The sequence below is a fragment of the Brachyspira innocens ATCC 29796 genome, from assembly GCF_000384655.1.
GTDB classification, from domain to species: domain Bacteria; phylum Spirochaetota; class Brachyspiria; order Brachyspirales; family Brachyspiraceae; genus Brachyspira; species Brachyspira innocens.
Genome location: NZ_ARQI01000110.1, coordinates 1 through 18246, shown reverse-complemented (window position 1 = coordinate 18246; position 18246 = coordinate 1). Strand labels below are relative to the sequence as shown.

Genomic DNA, 18246 nt, shown 5'->3' with positions numbered 1-18246 from the left:
CTATATTTTTTATAAAAAAAATCAATACCATATTTTTCTTACCTAGTATAATTGACATAAAATAAACATTATATATAATTATTACTTGAACGTTATCTTTTAAATCAAGGATTCAACAAATGAAACTCAAACATACAATTAATTTTATAAAAAAACATACCGTAGCAATTTTTGTAAAAGTTGAAAAAGAAGAGCCTAAAGTATGCACATTTAATGAAGAGTATATAAAGTTATTTAAAAGCCTAGTAAAAGACAAATATTATACCACTTCAACTCCTTTTGCTTTTGCATTTGCAAGCAATACCAGAGTTATTTTCATCACATACAAAGAAATAAAAAATTATATGTATGAAACTTGGAAAAATGCAGGTGCTTCTCTTATAAAAATTATGAAAGATTTACATATTGAGGATATAGAAGTAGATATGGCAGAATTATTTGCTGAAATAGCTTCAGAAGAATCATATACACAGTTCTGTTTGGGTATAATGCTTGCTTCTTACAGCTTTGATAACTATTTGGGAGATAAAAGACTAAAAGAAAAGCCTTCTATAAAAAATATACTTCTAGTTTCTGAACACAAAAAAGATACTGAAAATGCAATATCAAAAGCAACTCAAATAGCAAATAATATATTCTGGGCAAGAGACATTATTAATGAGCCTAGCAATGTTATCAATTCCTTAACATTTACAGAAAGAGCCAAAAAACAGGCAGAAATGAGAAAAATAACAACTTCTGTACTAACAGAAAAAGAATTAAAATCATTAAATATGAACGGTATATTAGGAGTTAATGCAGGAAGTAAAAATCCGCCTAGAGTATTTATTGCTCAGTACAAAAAAGCAAAAGCTAAAAAACATATATTATTAGTAGGAAAAGGAATAACATTTGATACTGGCGGAATGTCATTAAAACCAGCTGATAGCATGCTTGGAATGAAAGATGATATGTCTGGAGCTGCTGCTGTATGCGGAGCTTTATTTTTGATATCTGATATGAACTTAGATGCTAATGTTACAGTTATATGTCCTTTAACAGATAATAAAACAGGAAGCGGGGCAATTAATCCAGGTGATATATTAAAAATGTACAATGGTGTTACTGTAGAAGTTGTTAATACAGATGCCGAAGGAAGGCTAATACTTGCCGATGCTTTAGCTTACGGAATAAAAAAATATAATCCAGACTTTGTAATAGATATTGCTACTTTAACAGGAGCATGTTCTGTAGCTTTGGGAAGAAATGCTACTGGATTGATGTCTAATGACAGGGCTTTAGCTTCTGCTCTTAAAGATGCTGGTGATGATACTTATGAAAGAGTATGGGAACTTCCTATGTTTGAAGAGTATAAAGAACAGATTAAATCTGATATAGCCGATATAAAAAATACAGGCGGAAGATATGCTGGTACTATAACAGCAGCTCAGTTCCTATCATACTTTACAGAAGGAGCTAAATGGGCTCATTTGGATATAGCATGCACTTCTATAAGCGATACTAATTCAAAATATCTTTCAAAAGGTGCTACTGGAGTGGGTGTTTATCTTTTAGCAAAAACTGTAGAAAAACTCACAGATATAGAAAGATTTTAAAATTTAAGTAAATAGAAAATTTATTTAATAGTTTTAAGTTTAATATAATTAATAATCATAGTATAAATATAATTATGCTATGATTATTTTTTATATGATGAAAATTTTTAAGCTTATCATCATAATTTTTATTTTGCACAGTATTATTTATCAAATTATTATAGATTTATTTTAAAACCAAATTATATAAATTATACGATTTATTAAAATTATAGAATATAAATATATTTTACATTGTAATTATAATAAAGTTATATTAATATACATTGTTTTAAGTTATAATTATACTTGTTTTATATTTTGGGGGATATAATATGATAAAAAATATTAATGATATTGCAAAGACTTTAGGTTTTAAGATACTTATAATAGTGATATTAGGACTTTTGCTTTTAATTCCTATGAGTTTTATAAACGGCGTTGTAAGAGATAGAATACGATATCAAGATGAGGCTGTATCTTCAATAATAGAGCCTGTTGGAAATAGTGCAAATATACAGGGTGTTGTTATTGCAATACCGTATTTAAATAGAGTTATTGACAGTGAAACCAAAGAAATAAGCTATATAAGAAAATATATCTTTTATATGCCTAATGAATATAATGTTGAAGGAGATGTTGAAGTTTCTAGTTTAAGCAGGGGTATATTTAAAGCTCCTATTTTTAATTCTAAATTAAGTATTACTGGAAGATTTGATAAATATAATGCCGAAATATTTAATTTAGATGAAAATAATAATACTATACTTTATGATGAGGCTATGCTTATATTGGGTATAGGAAACAAAAAAAATCTTATGAAACTTCCTAATGTGTCAGTCAATCAAAATGAAGAGATTCAATATTATGAGAAAAACATTAATATATCTTTAAATATGTTTAGTAATAAGTTTTTATATACTATTTCAAGAGATAAAATACTAAACGGTTTTGATTTTAAAATAACTATGGATATTCAGGGAGGAAACTCTCTTATAATAACGCCTTTAGCTTCTGAAAACACATTTAAAATATCTTCAAAATGGAAAGATCCTAGTTTTACAGGCGGATTTCTCCCTACAAAAAGAGAAGTTAATAATGACGGATTTAATGCTGAGTGGAATATAGCAAGTTTCAATACAGCATTTACAAAGTATTGGACTAGCGATGAAAATGCCAATAGAGTAAGTGATAATGAATATTTGAGAGCTGGTGATGAAAATTCTAATAATGTATTAGTATCTTTTCTTCTTCTTAATGACAATTATCAGAAGACCTCAAGAAGTGTAAAGTATGCCATACTTTTTATCTTCATACCATTTTTTGTATTATTTTTATGCGAAGTGCTTTCAAAGAAACGCATACACCCAGTGCAGTATATATTAATAGGCATAGCTAATGCTGTATTTTATCTTCTTCTTTTAGCTATATCAGAGCATTTAATATTTAATTTAAGTTATTTTTTAAGTGCTTTAATGGTAACGGCTTTAACTTCAATTTATATAGGATACATTATAAAATCTCCTAAATACACTATTTCAATGGCTTTAGTAAATGCATTAATTTACATATTCCTATTTGGTATACTTCAGCTTACCGATTATGCTCTTCTTATGGGAACATTAGGATTATTTGCTGTTATTGCTCTTGCTATGTACTTTACACGTAATGTGGACTGGTACGGAGAGAATAATTAATTTTTATTATATTGGACTTTTTTTAACGCACGTTGAACGATACTTTAAATATTAAAAAGATTTACATTTTTTAACTACTCTATATTTTAAGTTTTGTTATACGTGCGTTGTTTATAGCTAAATAATTATAATTTGTCAATTTTATATTATTATCATTCTATAATTTATAATTGCTTATCATATACGCATTTATTAAAAAAATCTTAAATTGAAAGCTATAATAATTCACACTTCTCTTTTTATATTAGGAGTGTATATTATTCTTCTGAAATCATAATCTTTATCGTCCATATCTCCTAAAAATATTCTTTCATGTTCTGGTACTTTTTCATAAGCCTCTTTTAATAATTCTCTATTATAATCTGAAGGATATGCAAGATAAGTATGATATTGTTTTATGGCACAATTAAAAGCACTTTCTTTTCCTGAAATCTTTTTTATATTTTCTTCTATCTCTTTTAATTTTTCTTTTTTGTTTGTGTATTTTAAAGTAGATTTTAATTTAAGTTTGCAAAGGTTTTCTATTATTATAGTATCATCTTCTTTGGGGTATAGAAGAAGTTCATTTTTATTAAACATAGTTTTTATATTATTGAAAGAATATATTTTTTCATCATTATTAAATGATATTGTTTCATCATCATAAATTGTATAGCAAGTTAAAAATATTTCTTTGCTAGATGCATAATTACTAGATTTTCTAAATATAAAATAACTTTTTCCTTCTGATAAATCATATCCAAATTGAGCTTTCATTTTAAAATTAATAGGATTTACCATAAATGACACTTTTAAACTTTCCCATTTTTTTATTTCTCTTTCAGTTGTTCTATAAATGTTCTCCATCTCTGGATTCATTTCTTTTAATATGCTTTTAATATAATCATAGAAATCATCTTTATGAAACCACTCTGATTCTAAAATCTTAAAATCTCCTATATCATGAATATTCAATTCTTCATTATTTTCTATATATGATACAACCCATTTTCTTTTTAATTCTTTTTCAAATTGGTAAATATCAAATTTAAACCAAGCACTTACTATGCCGTCTTCATAAACTGATAGATTGGAAAGAAAGTAATTACCGTTTTTTATAATGCCGAAAAAACTTCTTCCTTCTATTTTTTGATTTCTGTATATATTATTTTTATTCATATGATAAATATATATTTTAATTCTAATTAGTCAATGAAATATATAATTAATTTTTATATATTTATATACCATATTGACATAATGATTAAGTAATAATATCATTCAAATAAAATATTAGGATAAAAAATAATAGGGAGTTATACATTGAGAAATTTAAATCTTGATGATGATATATTAAAAGAATATTTGCTTGATGATTTTAATAATGAAGATAGTTCTTTAATAGCAGATGAATTATCAAAGAGATTGTCTGAATATAATGTAATAGAATTAGAAATAGGATGCGGCAATGGCAAGTTTATCACAGAGCTTGCTATGAATAATAAAGATAAATATTTTATAGGGATAGAGTATTCGTATAAAGCGGCTAAAAAGGCTGTATCAAAGGCTTATAAGAGAGACATAAAAAATCTCACTATTATATTTGGAGAGGCTAATAATGTTATAGATAAATATTTAAACGGTAAATATGTTTTTGATAAAATATATTTAAACTTCCCAGATCCTTGGCCTAAGAAAAAGCATGCCCATAGAAGAATATTTAATAAAGAGTTTTTAAATAAAATATATCCTTTGCTTAAAGATGACGGAATATTTTATTCGGTTACAGATGATGATAATTATGCTTTGGAAATAATGAATCCTATATATAAAGAAGTTAATAATTTTAAGAATATTTTAGATAATGATTATGTTCATAAACTGGAAGGCTACGGAGTTACGCTTTATGAGGAGAAGATGAGAGCTATAGGACATGATATATACTTTTTTGCTCATATCAAGAATATATGATTAGGTTTTTATATTTATTATGAGATTAATAAGATTAGTTAATTATTTTATACTGCTATTTATTTTAGTTTCATGCGTTAGCGAGGATTATGGGGATAAACCTGTTATAGTGAGCATAATAAAGGAAGAAAATTCAAAAAAATTTAATGCTATAGAAAAAGGACTAATAGATCAAATATCATTAGATAAACTTAATGTAAAGATTAACTTCTATACTTCAAACGGAGATGATGCTTCTATTATAGAAATAGCCAATAATGTGCGTGAGGATAATTCCAGCATAGCAGTAGTTATAGGGGAGGAGGCAGTTTTACTTTCTATGAATATAATAGTCCCTCAGTCTATATTATTTGCGGGCTGTTTTGATAATTTATCTTTATCTGCTATAGAAAAAAGCCGAGTTCAGAATAATAATATTACAGGAGTGTACGGCAATTTGGATATTACTAAATATTTAAAAATAATATCGGAAAGCGGTGTAAATAGTTTGGGCTATTTATATAGTAAAAACTCTGAAGTTTCTGAGAATATTTCTGAATATTTAGCCAAATACTGCAGCAATGAAAACATTCATTATTATCCTATATCTGCTGAATCAGATTATACTGTAAATGATATAGAAAATATTATATCCTCTTTAGATATAGATTATTTATTTACAGCTAAAGACGATTACATAAATGACAATATTTATAATATAGATAATTTATGCAGGAAATATTCTATACCAATAATAAATACAGATATAGAAAATGCCTTAAATGCCGATATACTTTTTTCACTTGACTGCAACTATTATTATCTTGGCAGAAAACTTGCCGAACTTTTAAAGGCGGTTATCGATAATGAAGGCAGTACCGATTCTATAGATTTTATTGAAGTTTCTGATTCTTATAGAGTGCTTATAAATGAAGATACGGCAAAATTATACAGAATAAATTTTACAGAAAAAATATTGGAAGAGAGTTATTTTATAATAGAAGATAAAAAGGTTATAAGAAGATAATATTGTTTTTTATTAAATTCGTCTTAATAATGTATTTAATGTATAAAATAATCGTGTAAGTTTTATAATAAACTCTGTGTTATGTTAATTCTGCTTGACAAAATTAGCACTTTATAGTATTATAGTCTATACTTTATATTGTAAAATGCGACTATTATCTATTTAGAGTTAATAGCCTTTAATAAATTTTAAGGAGAAATAAAAATGGCAGTACCAAAGCATAGAAAATCGAAATCTAAAAAAAGATCAAGACAAGCCGCTAATGATAAAAGATTCTTAGGCTCATTATCAATCTGTCCTCAATGCGGAGCAGAAAGAATGCCTCATAGAATTTGTCCAGAATGCGGTTTCTATAAAGACAGAGTAGTAAAAGCTCCAAAAACTCAAAATGCAGGTTGATAAAAAATAAAATTAACTAGGAAATATACATGAATTTAGCCATAGATGTAGCCAGCGGAGAAAAACCTCTCGAAGAATTAGTTCTCGGAGCGGTTAATGCTTTAGCAGAAAATAATGATATAAATTTAATATTAGTAGGTAATGAAAAAAGTATTACTAAAGTTTTATCTAAAGCAAAATATGATCATAAGCGTGTGGATATAAGACATACAGATGAAATAATCGATATGAATGAAAGCCCTGCTAATGGTATAAAACATAAAAAAAATGCTTCTGTTTTAATGGCTGCTCGTTTGGTTAAAGATAAAGAAGCAGATGGTTTCTTTTCACCGGGTAATACTGGTGCTACGCTTGCAGCAGCCCTTACAGAAATAGGACGTTTGAAAGGTGTTATGCGTCCTCCGCTCATATCTACACTTCCGAAATTTGGCGGTGAGTTCTGTATGCTTGATATGGGAGCTAATGTGGATTGTACTCCAGACTATATGGTGCAGTTTGCTGTTATGGGCAGAGTATTTGCAAAAAGATATTTAAAGATAGAAAATCCTAGAGTTGGTCTTCTTAATATAGGCGAAGAGGATTCTAAAGGTAATGCAGATACTAAAAAGATTTTTGAACGCCTTCAGAAAATGAAAAAGATAAACTTTATAGGCAATATTGAACCTAATGATATGCTTAAGTCTGATTGCGTTGATGTTGTAGTTGCTGACGGATTTGACGGTAATATAGTATTAAAAACTATAGAGGGTACGGCAGCTTTGGTTGTAAATATGCTAAAAACCGAAGTTAAGAAAAATCCTGTAAGTGTTATGGGCGGGCTTATGATGAAGCCTGTATTTACTAATTTAAAATCAAAAATGAGTTCTGATTCTTATGGTTCTGCTATACTATTGGGCTTAAACGGCGGTGCTTTTGTAGGTCATGGTAAAACAAGCGGAGTTGGTATGAAAAATGCTGTGCTTAATATGTATAGATTCTTGGATGCCAAAATTAATGAAAAGATAGCTAAAGAACTGTATGACTCTGGAGCTAAGAGAAGAATATTTTAAAAAATAATATTATAAAAGAATATTATAATAATACATTTGTTGTTAAAGGAATTTTGTAATGGTATACATTAAATCTTGTAAAAGCATTTATAAAAAAGAGCAAACCAATATGGCAGCTTCTGATTTGGCTTTGATTCCTATTAATGAGGTTATAAAAGATATAGATGCTTCTGAAATAGATGCTATTATTTGTGCCACTGTTACTAAAGATTATGTTTATCCTTCAACTGCCTGTATATTGGCAGGAAAAATTAAAGCTTCTAATGCTTTTTGCTTTGATATAGAAAGCGATTTTACTGGTTTTTTATCAGCATTAAGATTAGCTTATGCTTTTGTAAAGAGTAATAGATATAAAAATATTTTGGTTGCAGCAGCCGAATCGTTTTATATATGCGATGATAAAAATAGATTTGATGATGCAAGTGTGGCTGCTCTTGTTACTAATGAAAAGTCTGATATACAAATAGATTTTATAGATTCTGTAACAGACGGAAGTGCTTTAGAAAATTGCTATATTCCTATGGGAGGAACTGCTAAGCCTTATACTAAAGAAGGTGTATTAAATAAAGAACACTTCATATCTATAAAAGACAGCAGTATTTTTGAAGAGGAGGCAAAAAAAGCTGCTTTATATGTTAAAGATGTTCTATCTGCTAATAATATAGAGCCTAATTATTATATACCTTCTTATTCAAGTAAAGCTGCTTATGATAATTTTGTTAATGCTTTATCAGTAGATAAAAATATAGTATATTCAAAGATGGAAGATGCTCATTCTTCTTTAAGTGCTTCCTCTGGTGTGGCATTATCTATGGCTTTGGAAGACGGATTTATTAAAAAAAATAGTAAGGTAGCCGTATGCGGTTATGGAAGCGGTTATACCAAATCTGTAGCTGTTATTTCTATAAATTAAATATAATATAATTAAATTAATAATAGTGTTTGAATTAATTTGATTAAATGAAGGATTGATAATATGAAATTAGGTAAATTTCGTTTTGGCGGAGTACATCCAAATGATAGTAAAGATACTGCCGAAATCTCTTCATCTGCTCTTTCTGCTTTACCTAAAACCGTTTTAATATCTATGGCTCAGCATATAGGTGCTCCTGCTAAAATGTTAAAAAACAAAGGCGATAAAATAAGCAGAGGCGAGCTTATAGGCGAGGCAGGAGGATATGTTTCTGGTAATGTGCATTCTTCTGTTACTGGAACTGTTGCTTCTGTAGATATAGCTCCTAATCCTTTGGGACGCGGTGCTAATGCTTTACTTATTAATGTTGACAGTGCTGCTGACAATTTGGCATACTATGAAAACTCAAATTATATGTCATTATCAGCAGAAGAAATGGCTAAAAAGATACAGGCAGCTGGTATAGTTGGTATGGGAGGAGCTACTTTCCCTACTAATGTTAAAGTTGATGGGGCGGCTAAGGGCGGCTGTGATACTTTGGTTATTAATGGTGTAGAATGTGAGCCTTATATTACAAGCGACTACAGACTTATGATAGAATATACCCAAGATTTATTTAAGGGTATTGAAATATTAAGAAAAATTATTCCTTCTGTAAAAAGAACTGTTATTGGTATAGAAAATAACAAGCCTAAAGCTATAGAAGAAATGACAAAAATCGGAAAAGAGCATAATGTTGAAGTTATGCCTTTAAGACTTCGCTATCCTCAGGGTGCTGAAAAAATGCTTATTGATGCTACTACTGGAAGAGTTGTTCCAGTAAGCAAACTTCCTATGGACGTTGGCGTTTTGGTTGTTAATGTGGCTACTCTTTATGCTATATATGAGGCCGTTGCTAAGGATAAGCCTCTTATAGAGAGACTTGTTACTGTTTCTGGAGACGCTATAAAAGAACATAAAAATGTTTGGCTTCCTCTTGGTACTCCTATTTCACATGTTGTAGAAGAGTGCGGCGGTATTACTGCTGAAAATGTTCTTGTACTAGCAGGCGGTCCTATGATGGGTACAAGCATTCCTAATACAGATCAATGTGTTAATAAAGGTACTAACTCTCTTCTTTTCTTGGATAAAGATAAAATGCCTAAAGAAGTAGAATACCCTTGTATTAAATGCGGAAGATGCGGAAATGCCTGTCCTTTAAGATTATCTCCTACTGAAATCGCACATACTGCTAAGGCTAAAATTAAAGATAAATTGAATGATTTAGATATAGCAACCTGCTTTGAATGCGGAAGCTGCTCATATATATGTCCTTCAAAGATTCCTTTGGTGCAGTGGATTAGATTTGGTAAAGATTTGCTAAGAAGATAAATTAAGGAGATAATAATGAAATTTTATACAGAATCGTCTCCTCATATAAAAGACGGAGATACTACTAATAAGATAATGCTAAGAGTGATTATAGCTCTTTTACCAGCCGTTATATATAGTATTGTTTTGTTTGGGGCAAGAGTTATAGTTTTATATTTGGCTGCTATTATAACTTGTATTGTTTCTACTATAATAGTAAAAAAAGTAAGAAAAAAACCTTTAGTTCCAGATTATGCTGTAACGGTTACTGCTATACTTCTTGTTATGACTCTTCCTCCTTCTGCTACTATTACTATGGTTGTAATAGGAAGTGTAATAGCTATAGTATTTGCTAAAGAAGTTTTCGGAGGATTAGGTTCTAATATATTCAATCCTGCTTTGGTAGGAAGGGCTTTTCTTCAGGTAGCTTTTCCTGCTCAGATGACTATGTATACTCCGCCTAAAAATATTCCTTTTTCAGGTGTATTTGAAAATATAGTTAAAGATTTAACTCTTACAGTTTCAGGTGCAACTCAGTCTTTAGATGCAGTTAGTGCATTAACTTCTGCTACTCCTTTAACTTTCTTAAAATTTAATTCTATTGATTTCGGAGGTACTTTAGCTTCTCAAATACAAATAGAATCGCATTATTATTTACAGATGTTACTAGGAAGTACAGCAGGTGCTATAGGTGAAACTTCATTCTTACTTCTTTTAATAGGTGGAATATTCCTTCTAATTACTAATACTATAGACTGGAGAATACCTTTAGGAATGTTTATTTCTTTGGTAGTAGTTAGTTTCCTTCTTTGCTTAGCTATGCCGGGTAAAGTTGCTTCTCCTATATATCAAGTATTAGCAGGCGGTTTCGGACTTGGTGCTTTCTTTATGGCTACTGATATGGTTACTTCACCTTCAAGTCATTTAGGAGCTTGGATATATGCTCTTCTAATAGGGGCGGTACTTGCTATATTAAGAACTTTTGGTTCTTCTCCAGAGTATATGATGTATTCTATACTTATAGGTAATATGTTTATGCCTTTGATTGCTATGCTTACTCGTCCTTTGCCTTTCGGTAAAAAAGAGTTCCTTGCTATTAATAAAGCTAATGCTCAGAAAGAAGGAGGTAAATAATGAAAAAAGAAGTTGGTTATACTGCTGTTATTTCAGTTACTATTACTGCATTGCTTGCTGGTTTTTTGCTTTCATTTGTATATTCTTCTTTTGAAAAAGATATATTGGCCAACAATGAAAAAACTGTACTTAATGGTGTAAAAGCTGTTATTGAGGGTGCTGATGAACTTGAAGGACCTCTAACAGAAAATTCTGCCTATCCATACTATATAGGAAAAAAAGCTGATGGTACTGTAGTAGGTTATGCTATGCTTTCTTCAGCAGGCGGATACAATGGAGAGAATAAAGTGCTTGTTGGTTTTGATGCTAATGTAGATACTATTACTGCTATAGTTGTTACTGAACAGGCTGAAACTCCGGGACTTGGTGCTAAAATTACTGAAGCTAGTTTCAGAGATCAATTTAAAGGACAAAGCTCAATTATTCCTTTAAGTATTGTGAAAGGAATAAAGCCTGAAGATGCTATTGAATCACAGATTGCTGCTATAAGCGGTGCTACTATATCTTCTACTTCTGTTGTTAATGCTGTTAATAGTGCTAAAGATGAGGCTGTTAATTTATTTAAAAATTAAAAGTTATATATATTCTTAAATTAAAAGGCTTATAAGATGTTTGTATATTCATTTTATAAGCCTTTTCATTTTATTATTTAGTATATACCTAAACAAATATAGTTTGTCAAAAATGAAGTTATATTTTGTTTTTAATATATGGGGCTTTGCCCCACACCCCAGTTCTTTTATTGGTATAAAAGAACCAAAAGAACTGCATTTTTAGCCTAAATTTAATAATTTATTCTCATGTAAAACATAATTAGTACTATTTAGTATTATTTTTATATTTGCACTTTCGCGAAGCGTGCCGATGAAGTCCACCTCGCTCTGCGTGCCGTAGGCAGGTGTTGTCACCAACTTTTGGAGAAGCCTGCCACTCTGTGTGTGCCGTAGGCAAGCGAAGGCTGGAAAAAGAACAATTAAAAATTTTAAGTATATAATATTTAATTTAAATTATTTTTACTCATAAACTCCAAAGCCGTTTTTATATTCTCTTTGGATAATGAAACAATACATTTTACTATCAATTTTTTATCATCTTTATTTGACATATTATATGCTTTTTCAAAGTAGGTATAAGCCTCTTCATTTAATTTATCAATTATATTATTCATCTTATCAAGCTGTATTTTAATATATGCTATGCTGTTATGAGCAAGTGCATGTTTATTATTTAGTTTAATAGCCTCATTAAAACAAAATAATGCTTCATCATAATATTTTAAAGCATTTTCTCTGTCATTCATAGTTTGATATATATTAGCCAATTTGGTAATAGTATATCCCATACTGTCATATATTGATGCATTTGTTATATTATCATCTATATCTAAAGCAAGCCCCTTATTATAATAAACTAATGCATCATTAAGCAGTTCTATAGCTTTATTAATGTTTCCATTTTTAAGTTCATTATTAGAATATTTTGTCTTTGAAAAACCTATTCCATTATAGGCATTTAGATAATTAGGGTTAATATCAATTGCCCTTATAAAGTCTTCAAAGGCTTCATTGTATAGTTTTAATCCTACTTTACTTAGTCCTCTGTTATAGTATGCATCTAATGCTTTATTATCTATTTCTATAACTTTGCTATAATATTCTATTGATTTATTATATTCTTCCATATAGTCATAGCATATACCTATATTAAGATAAGCGTCTGTATTTTCTTTGTCTAGTTCTATCATTCTTTTAAAATCTTCTATGGCTTCATTATATAGATTAATTTCCATTTTAGCTAAAGCTCTGTTATAGTATGCCTCTAATGAATGATTATCAAGCTCAATAACTTTAGTATAATATTTTACAGCACTATTATAATCTTCCAAACATTCATAAGATAAAGCTAAATGATAATAAGCATATACATTTTCATTATCAAGTTCTAATACTCTTTTAAAATCTTTAATAGCTTCATTATAATTTTCAGTTCTGTAATATATTATTCCCCTTTCATTATAAGCGTCAATATATTCATTATTTAATTCAATAGCCTTGTTAATATATTCTAAAGCCTCATCAAATTCATTTAAATAAAAATTGGTAAGCCCTCTAAAATAATAAAACTCACTGTTTTCATTGTATAAAGAAATAGCCTTGTCAAAATCTTCTAAAGCCTCTTTATATAAATGTATTCTTCCCTTTAATAAAGCCCTATTATTGTATAAATAAGCATCGTTTTGTTCCAACTCTATAGCCTTATTATAATCTTCCAATGCTTCATCATACATCTGCATTTCATTTTTGATAAGTCCTCTGTTATTGTAAGAGTATGTATCGTCTGGATTAAGCTTTATAGCTTTGTCATAATCTTTTAATGCCTCTTCGTATAATTCTAAAGCCTCTTTTGCTAATGCTCTGTTATAGTATATATATGATATATTTTCATCTTTTTCTATTATTTTTGTGTAATATTTAATAGCTTCTTTATAATTACCCAATTTATATTCAATAAGCCCAGCGTCATTATAAATACTTATTATATTTTCTGGGTCAAAATCCATTGCTCTTTTATAATCTTCTCTTGCTTCATCATATAACTCCAAATTACTTTTTGAAAGCCCTCTGAAGTAGTAGGCATTTGATGCATTAGAATCAAGCTCTATAGATATATCAAAATCACTTATTGCCTCTTCGTACAAACCTAAATAAAACTCGGTTAATGCTTTAAAATAGAATGCTTCGCTGTCATCTTCTCTTAATTCTATAAGTTTATTAAAATCGGATAAAGCTTCTTCATATCTTGTCAAATATGATTTTGAATGTCCTCTATAATAATAAATATCTGCAATATATTCTTCTTCTGTTTTTTCTATTAAAGATAAAGCCAAGTCAAAATTTTTAATAGCCTCTTCATAATTTGCTAAATAAAAATATCCAAGTCCAACATAATATACAGCCTCAAAATCATCTTCATCAAACTCTAATACTTTTTTAAAATCTTCAATACCTTCTTCATATCTTTTTAAATATGATTTTGAATGTCCTCTGTTATAATATGCATCTGCTTTATCTGGAGATAATTCTATTACCTTGTCAAAATCTTTAATAGCTTCTTCATAATTTTTTAAATTAAACTTTGATATAGCTCTGTTATAATATGCATCAACTAATGTATTATGAGTGATATTTATCTCTTCATCATCTATATTTCTCTCTTCATCTTCATTGTTATTATCATCATAAGAATCACTGTATATAATAAACTCTCCGTCAGAATATGCTATAATATCTTTATTATAAATATCTATAATTTCATCTAAATAAGTTATTGCTTTGTTATAGTCGTTATTACTGAATGCTTCATGTCCTAAATTGAATAATCGCTCTATATTTAATTTATCATCATTATTCATTATAATAAACTCACATTTTTTTAATATTATTGATTTTTTTTATTATATATAAAAATAATAATAATTACTATATATAATATAAAAAATCTCATAAAAATACTTTAGGTAGTTATAACTATAATAAAAAAATAGTTAGTATTATTCATTGACGTTTTTTTATTTTCACTTTAGATTTATATTATAATACTATAAATTTTGACAAAGCATTTTTTTTAAATATAATATATCATATATATAATATTTTTAAGAAAACTAATAAAAAATGGAGGTAATAATATAATGGCCAAAGGTAGAGTGAGCATTGACAGAGAGCAATGCAAGGGCTGTTCTAATTGCATATCAGTTTGTCCAACTAAGATATTATATTTAGATAAAGAAAATATGAATTCTTGGGGATATTATCCTGCAGCAGTTACAGATATGGAAAAATGTATAGGCTGTGCCAATTGTGCTATGATGTGTCCTGATATATGTATAAAGGTTGAAAGACTGGATAAAGAGGAGGGTAATAAATAAATGGCTAGGAAGTTAATGAAAGGAAATGAGGCTATGGCCACAGCTGCTATTACGGCAGGATGCAAATGTTTTTTTGGTTATCCTATTACACCGCAGAATGAAATACCAGAGTTTATGTCTAAGGCTATGTATGAATCAGGCGGAGCTTTTGTGCAGGCAGAAAGTGAGGTAGCTGCTATTAATATGGTTTATGGGGCAGGAGGAGCAGGAGTAAGAGCTATGACTTCTTCTTCTTCACCTGGTATTGCTTTAAAGCAGGAGGGTATATCATATTTGGCTGGTGCTGAAGTTCCTGCAGTTATACTTAATGTTATGAGAGGCGGCCCTGGTCTTGGAAGTATACAGCCTGCTCAAAGTGATTATAATATGATGACTAGAGGCGGTGGAGACGGAGATTATAATTGTCCTGTTTTAGCACCTGCTAATTTGCAGGAAGCTGCTGATATGATAATGGAAGCATTTGATATAGCAGATCATTACAGAACTCCTGTTTATGTAGCTGCTGACGGTTATATTGGGCAGATGATGGAACCTGTGGAAATTATTTATAAACCTAAATATGAATTTAAAGAAAAAACTTGGGCTACTAATGGTATGCGAGGTAAAAGAGGAAAAAATCTTGTAAACTCTCTTTATTTAGAGCCTGAATTATTATACAAGCATAATATACATCTTCAGGAAAAATATGCTGAAATAAAAGAAAAAGAAGCAAGAGCAGAAAAATACTTTACTGATGATGCTGAGCTTATATTTGTATCATATGGTACCATGTCTAGAGTTGTAAGAGGCGTTGTTGATAAACTTAGAGAGGAAGGTAAAAAAGTTGGTATGATACGTCCTCAGACTTTATGGCCTTTCCCTGTAAAAGCATTTGATAATCCTAATTGTAAGATGTATGTTTCTATAGAGATGAGTATGGGACAGATGATTGATGATATAAAATTGGCATGCGAATGTAAAGCAGAAGTTAAGTTTTACGGTAAAGCAGGAGGATTAGTACCTACTGCTCATGAGATAATAGAGAATGTCAGAGGTTTTTCTGGGGGTATAATATGATAGTATTTGAAAAGTCAAAAGGTTTAACAGATGATAGAACACATTATTGCCCTGGCTGTATGCATGGCACTTCACAGAGAATAGTTGCCGAATGCTTGGAGGAGCTTGGGGTATTAGATAGAACAGTAGGTATAGCTTCAGTAGGCTGTTCCGTACTTGCTTATAAGTATTTTAATTGTGATATGCAGCAGGCGGCACATGGAAGAGCACCAGCGGTTGCTACTGGGGTAAAAAGAGCGGTACCAGATAGTATTGTATTTACGCTTCAAGGTGATGGAGACTTAGCTGCTATTGGTACAGCTGAGATAATACATGCAGCGGCACGCGGAGAAAACATCACCGTAATATTTTTGAATAATGCCATTTACGGTATGACTGGCGGTCAGATGGCTCCTACTACTTTGGAAGGTCAGAAAACTACAACAACTCAGGCTGGAAGAGATTTTCACAGAGCTGGTAAACCTATAAGAGTATGTGAAATGCTTGCTACTTTGGAGGGAGCTACTTTTGTTGAGAGGGTTGCTTTAGATAGTCCTGCCAATATCAGAAAAGCTAAAATGGCTACAAAAAAGGCTTTTGAACATCAGATAGCAGGAAAAGGTTTTTCTATAGTAGAGATGCTTACAAGCTGCACTACAAACTGGGGAATATCTCCTACAGATTCACATAAATGGATAAGAGATTATATGATACCTCATTATCCTTTAGGCAATTTTAGAAATGATGCTTAAATAAGGAGTATTTATGAGTACAGAGAGAATAATTTTTGCAGGATTCGGCGGTCAGGGCGTTATGTCTATGGGGCAGATGATAGCATATGCTGGTATGATAGAAAATAAGCATGTTACTTGGTGTCCTTCATATGGTCCTGAGATGAGGGGAGGTACTGCTAACTGTTCGGTTGTAGTAAGTGATGAGCTTGTAGGTTCTCCTATCATTTCTCATGACGCTAATGCTGCTGTAATAATGAATCTTCCTTCGCTTACTAAATTTGAAAAAGATGTTCTTCCTAATGGAATACTTCTTATAAACTCATCTTTAATAGATAAAAAGGCTTCAAGAGATGATATAAAAGTGGCTTATGTTGAAGCTAATAAAATAGCTGGTGATATAGGCAATCCTAAATCAGCAAATATGGTAATGCTTGGGGCTTTGCTTACACTTCAGAATATAGTATCATTTGATAGTGTTCAGCAGGCATTTTTAAAAGTATTCGGCGAACGTAAGAAAGATTTTTTACCTAGCAATGAAAAGGCTTTGAATGCAGGACGCGATGCTGTAAAAGATTTGGTTTCTTAAATAATTAAAAAAATAAAAAATTATAGCCTCTGTACCTTTAAAAGTGCAGGGGTTTTTTATTATTTCAAAAATATTTGGGGGCGGGTGGGTGGGGTAATTAGACTTTTAACAAAGTGCAGATTCTGTTTTTTATATGGCATACCTTTTATTAAAAAACTTTATATCAAAAAAATCATGGTTTTTGGGCTTATTTTGTATAAAAAATTTGTTTAACTATATATTATAACAATTTTGGAGTATAATATAAATGCGTAGTATAAACAGAATGAACGATTACTTTGTACGCTATCTTTTAGGTTCTGTAGGGAACGAGGATATACTAGAGAACATAGTAAATTCCGTACTTGAGGATTTGGGCTTTGAAACTGTGCATAACTTACAAATAATTAATCCTCATAATCTGCCAGAAAATATTAACTTAAAAGAGTCCGTACTTGATGTAAAGGCTGTTACCAAAGATAAGAGAAAAATAATTATAGAGATACAGCTTTCTGGTAATATAGACTTTTTAAAGAGAATATACTATTATATATCTAAGAATATAGTAAGCGAAGTGGAGGAAAAAGAGCCTTATGATATAATTAGTGAGGTTATAAGCATTAATTTTGTAGACTTCAATATGGATTTTAATGATGAGGGTAAGCCCCATAGGTGTTTTAAGCTAATAGACACAGAAAATCCAGATATTGTTTTAGATATGGTTCAAATGCATATAGTGGAAGTGCCGAGATTTAAGAAAATACTAAATAATAGTAACACAGAAGATATTAAGAAAAAGAAAATATTATCTTGGATAGAGTTTTTTACGGCTAAAGATTTAGATAAAGTAAAAGAAAAATTAAAGGAGGTAAATAATATCATGCCTAAAGTAATAAAAAGATACGAACGTTT

At 29.9% G+C, this 18246-nt stretch carries 17 protein-coding genes; 15 read left to right on the top strand and 2 right to left on the bottom strand.

Annotation, left to right across the window (positions count from 1 at the left end; all coding sequences use genetic code 11):
- Window positions 1–119 precede the first annotated feature (119 nt).
- On the top strand, window positions 120–1595 hold the full coding sequence (locus F811_RS0107585; protein ID WP_020004654.1) for a leucyl aminopeptidase family protein: 1476 nt from the start codon (window positions 120–122) through the stop codon (window positions 1593–1595).
- Between the two features lie 314 nt (window positions 1596–1909).
- Window positions 1910–3271, top strand: a complete 1362-nt coding sequence (creD, locus tag F811_RS0107580) for a cell envelope integrity protein CreD (protein ID WP_020004653.1) — start codon at window positions 1910–1912, stop codon at window positions 3269–3271.
- A gap of 225 nt (window positions 3272–3496) precedes the next feature.
- Here creD and F811_RS0107575 read toward each other — a convergent pair whose 3' ends face one another.
- A complete protein-coding gene (locus F811_RS0107575; protein WP_020004652.1) occupies window positions 3497–4429 on the bottom strand; it encodes a DUF7638 domain-containing protein in 933 nt (310 codons plus the stop codon).
- 144 nt (window positions 4430–4573) lie between these two features.
- Between F811_RS0107575 and trmB the strand changes: the two genes are divergently transcribed.
- The 8 genes from trmB to F811_RS0107535 all read left to right on the top strand — a co-directional run bounded on the left by trmB (window position 4574) and on the right by F811_RS0107535 (window position 11644).
- Entirely contained in the window at window positions 4574–5221 is a 648-nt protein-coding gene (trmB, locus tag F811_RS0107570) for a tRNA (guanosine(46)-N7)-methyltransferase TrmB (protein WP_020004651.1), read from the top strand.
- A 19-nt stretch (window positions 5222–5240) separates the two neighbouring features.
- Window positions 5241–6227, top strand: a complete 987-nt coding sequence (locus F811_RS0107565) for an ABC transporter substrate-binding protein (RefSeq protein WP_020004650.1) — start codon at window positions 5241–5243, stop codon at window positions 6225–6227.
- A gap of 204 nt (window positions 6228–6431) precedes the next feature.
- Entirely contained in the window at window positions 6432–6626 is a 195-nt protein-coding gene (gene rpmF, locus F811_RS0107560) for a 50S ribosomal protein L32 (protein ID WP_020004649.1), read from the top strand.
- Window positions 6627–6655: 29 nt separating this feature from the next.
- Window positions 6656–7675, top strand: coding sequence for a phosphate acyltransferase PlsX (gene plsX / locus F811_RS0107555; RefSeq protein WP_020004648.1), 1020 nt, complete (start codon window positions 6656–6658; stop codon window positions 7673–7675).
- 58 nt (window positions 7676–7733) lie between these two features.
- Window positions 7734–8588, top strand: coding sequence for a 3-oxoacyl-ACP synthase III family protein (locus F811_RS0107550; protein ID WP_020004647.1), 855 nt, complete (start codon window positions 7734–7736; stop codon window positions 8586–8588).
- Between the two features lie 63 nt (window positions 8589–8651).
- Window positions 8652–9959 (top strand): electron transport complex subunit RsxC, encoded by a 1308-nt coding sequence (gene rsxC / locus F811_RS0107545; protein ID WP_020004646.1) that lies wholly within the window; start codon window positions 8652–8654, stop codon window positions 9957–9959.
- A 15-nt stretch (window positions 9960–9974) separates the two neighbouring features.
- The gene (locus F811_RS0107540; protein WP_020004645.1) at window positions 9975–11072 is read left to right on the top strand and encodes an RnfABCDGE type electron transport complex subunit D; all 1098 of its coding nucleotides are present in this window, start codon (window positions 9975–9977) and stop codon (window positions 11070–11072) included.
- Window positions 11072–11644, top strand: coding sequence for an RnfABCDGE type electron transport complex subunit G (locus F811_RS0107535; protein WP_020004644.1), 573 nt, complete (start codon window positions 11072–11074; stop codon window positions 11642–11644). The genes F811_RS0107540 and F811_RS0107535 overlap by 1 nt, the downstream gene beginning before the upstream one ends.
- A gap of 425 nt (window positions 11645–12069) precedes the next feature.
- Here F811_RS0107535 and F811_RS0107530 read toward each other — a convergent pair whose 3' ends face one another.
- Window positions 12070–14484 (bottom strand): DUF2225 domain-containing protein, encoded by a 2415-nt coding sequence (locus F811_RS0107530; protein ID WP_020004643.1) that lies wholly within the window; start codon window positions 14482–14484, stop codon window positions 12070–12072.
- Between the two features lie 279 nt (window positions 14485–14763).
- Between F811_RS0107530 and F811_RS0107525 the strand changes: the two genes are divergently transcribed.
- The 5 genes from F811_RS0107525 to F811_RS0107505 form a co-directional block, all read left to right on the top strand.
- Window positions 14764–15000 carry a 4Fe-4S dicluster domain-containing protein gene (locus F811_RS0107525; RefSeq protein WP_020004642.1) on the top strand — a complete coding sequence of 79 codons (237 nt, stop codon included), beginning with the start codon at window positions 14764–14766 and terminating at the stop codon, window positions 14998–15000.
- A complete protein-coding gene (locus F811_RS0107520; protein ID WP_020004641.1) occupies window positions 15001–16056 on the top strand; it encodes a 3-methyl-2-oxobutanoate dehydrogenase subunit VorB in 1056 nt (351 codons plus the stop codon).
- Window positions 16053–16787, top strand: coding sequence for a thiamine pyrophosphate-dependent enzyme (locus F811_RS0107515; RefSeq protein ID WP_020004640.1), 735 nt, complete (start codon window positions 16053–16055; stop codon window positions 16785–16787). Before F811_RS0107520 ends, F811_RS0107515 begins: the two co-directional genes overlap by 4 nt.
- A gap of 13 nt (window positions 16788–16800) precedes the next feature.
- Window positions 16801–17355: a 2-oxoacid:ferredoxin oxidoreductase subunit gamma family protein gene (locus F811_RS0107510; RefSeq protein WP_020004639.1), complete on the top strand. Its 555-nt coding sequence runs from the start codon at window positions 16801–16803 to the stop codon at window positions 17353–17355.
- Between the two features lie 247 nt (window positions 17356–17602).
- On the top strand, window positions 17603–18246 hold a 644-nt coding region (locus F811_RS0107505; protein WP_020004638.1), incomplete at its 3' end, for an Rpn family recombination-promoting nuclease/putative transposase.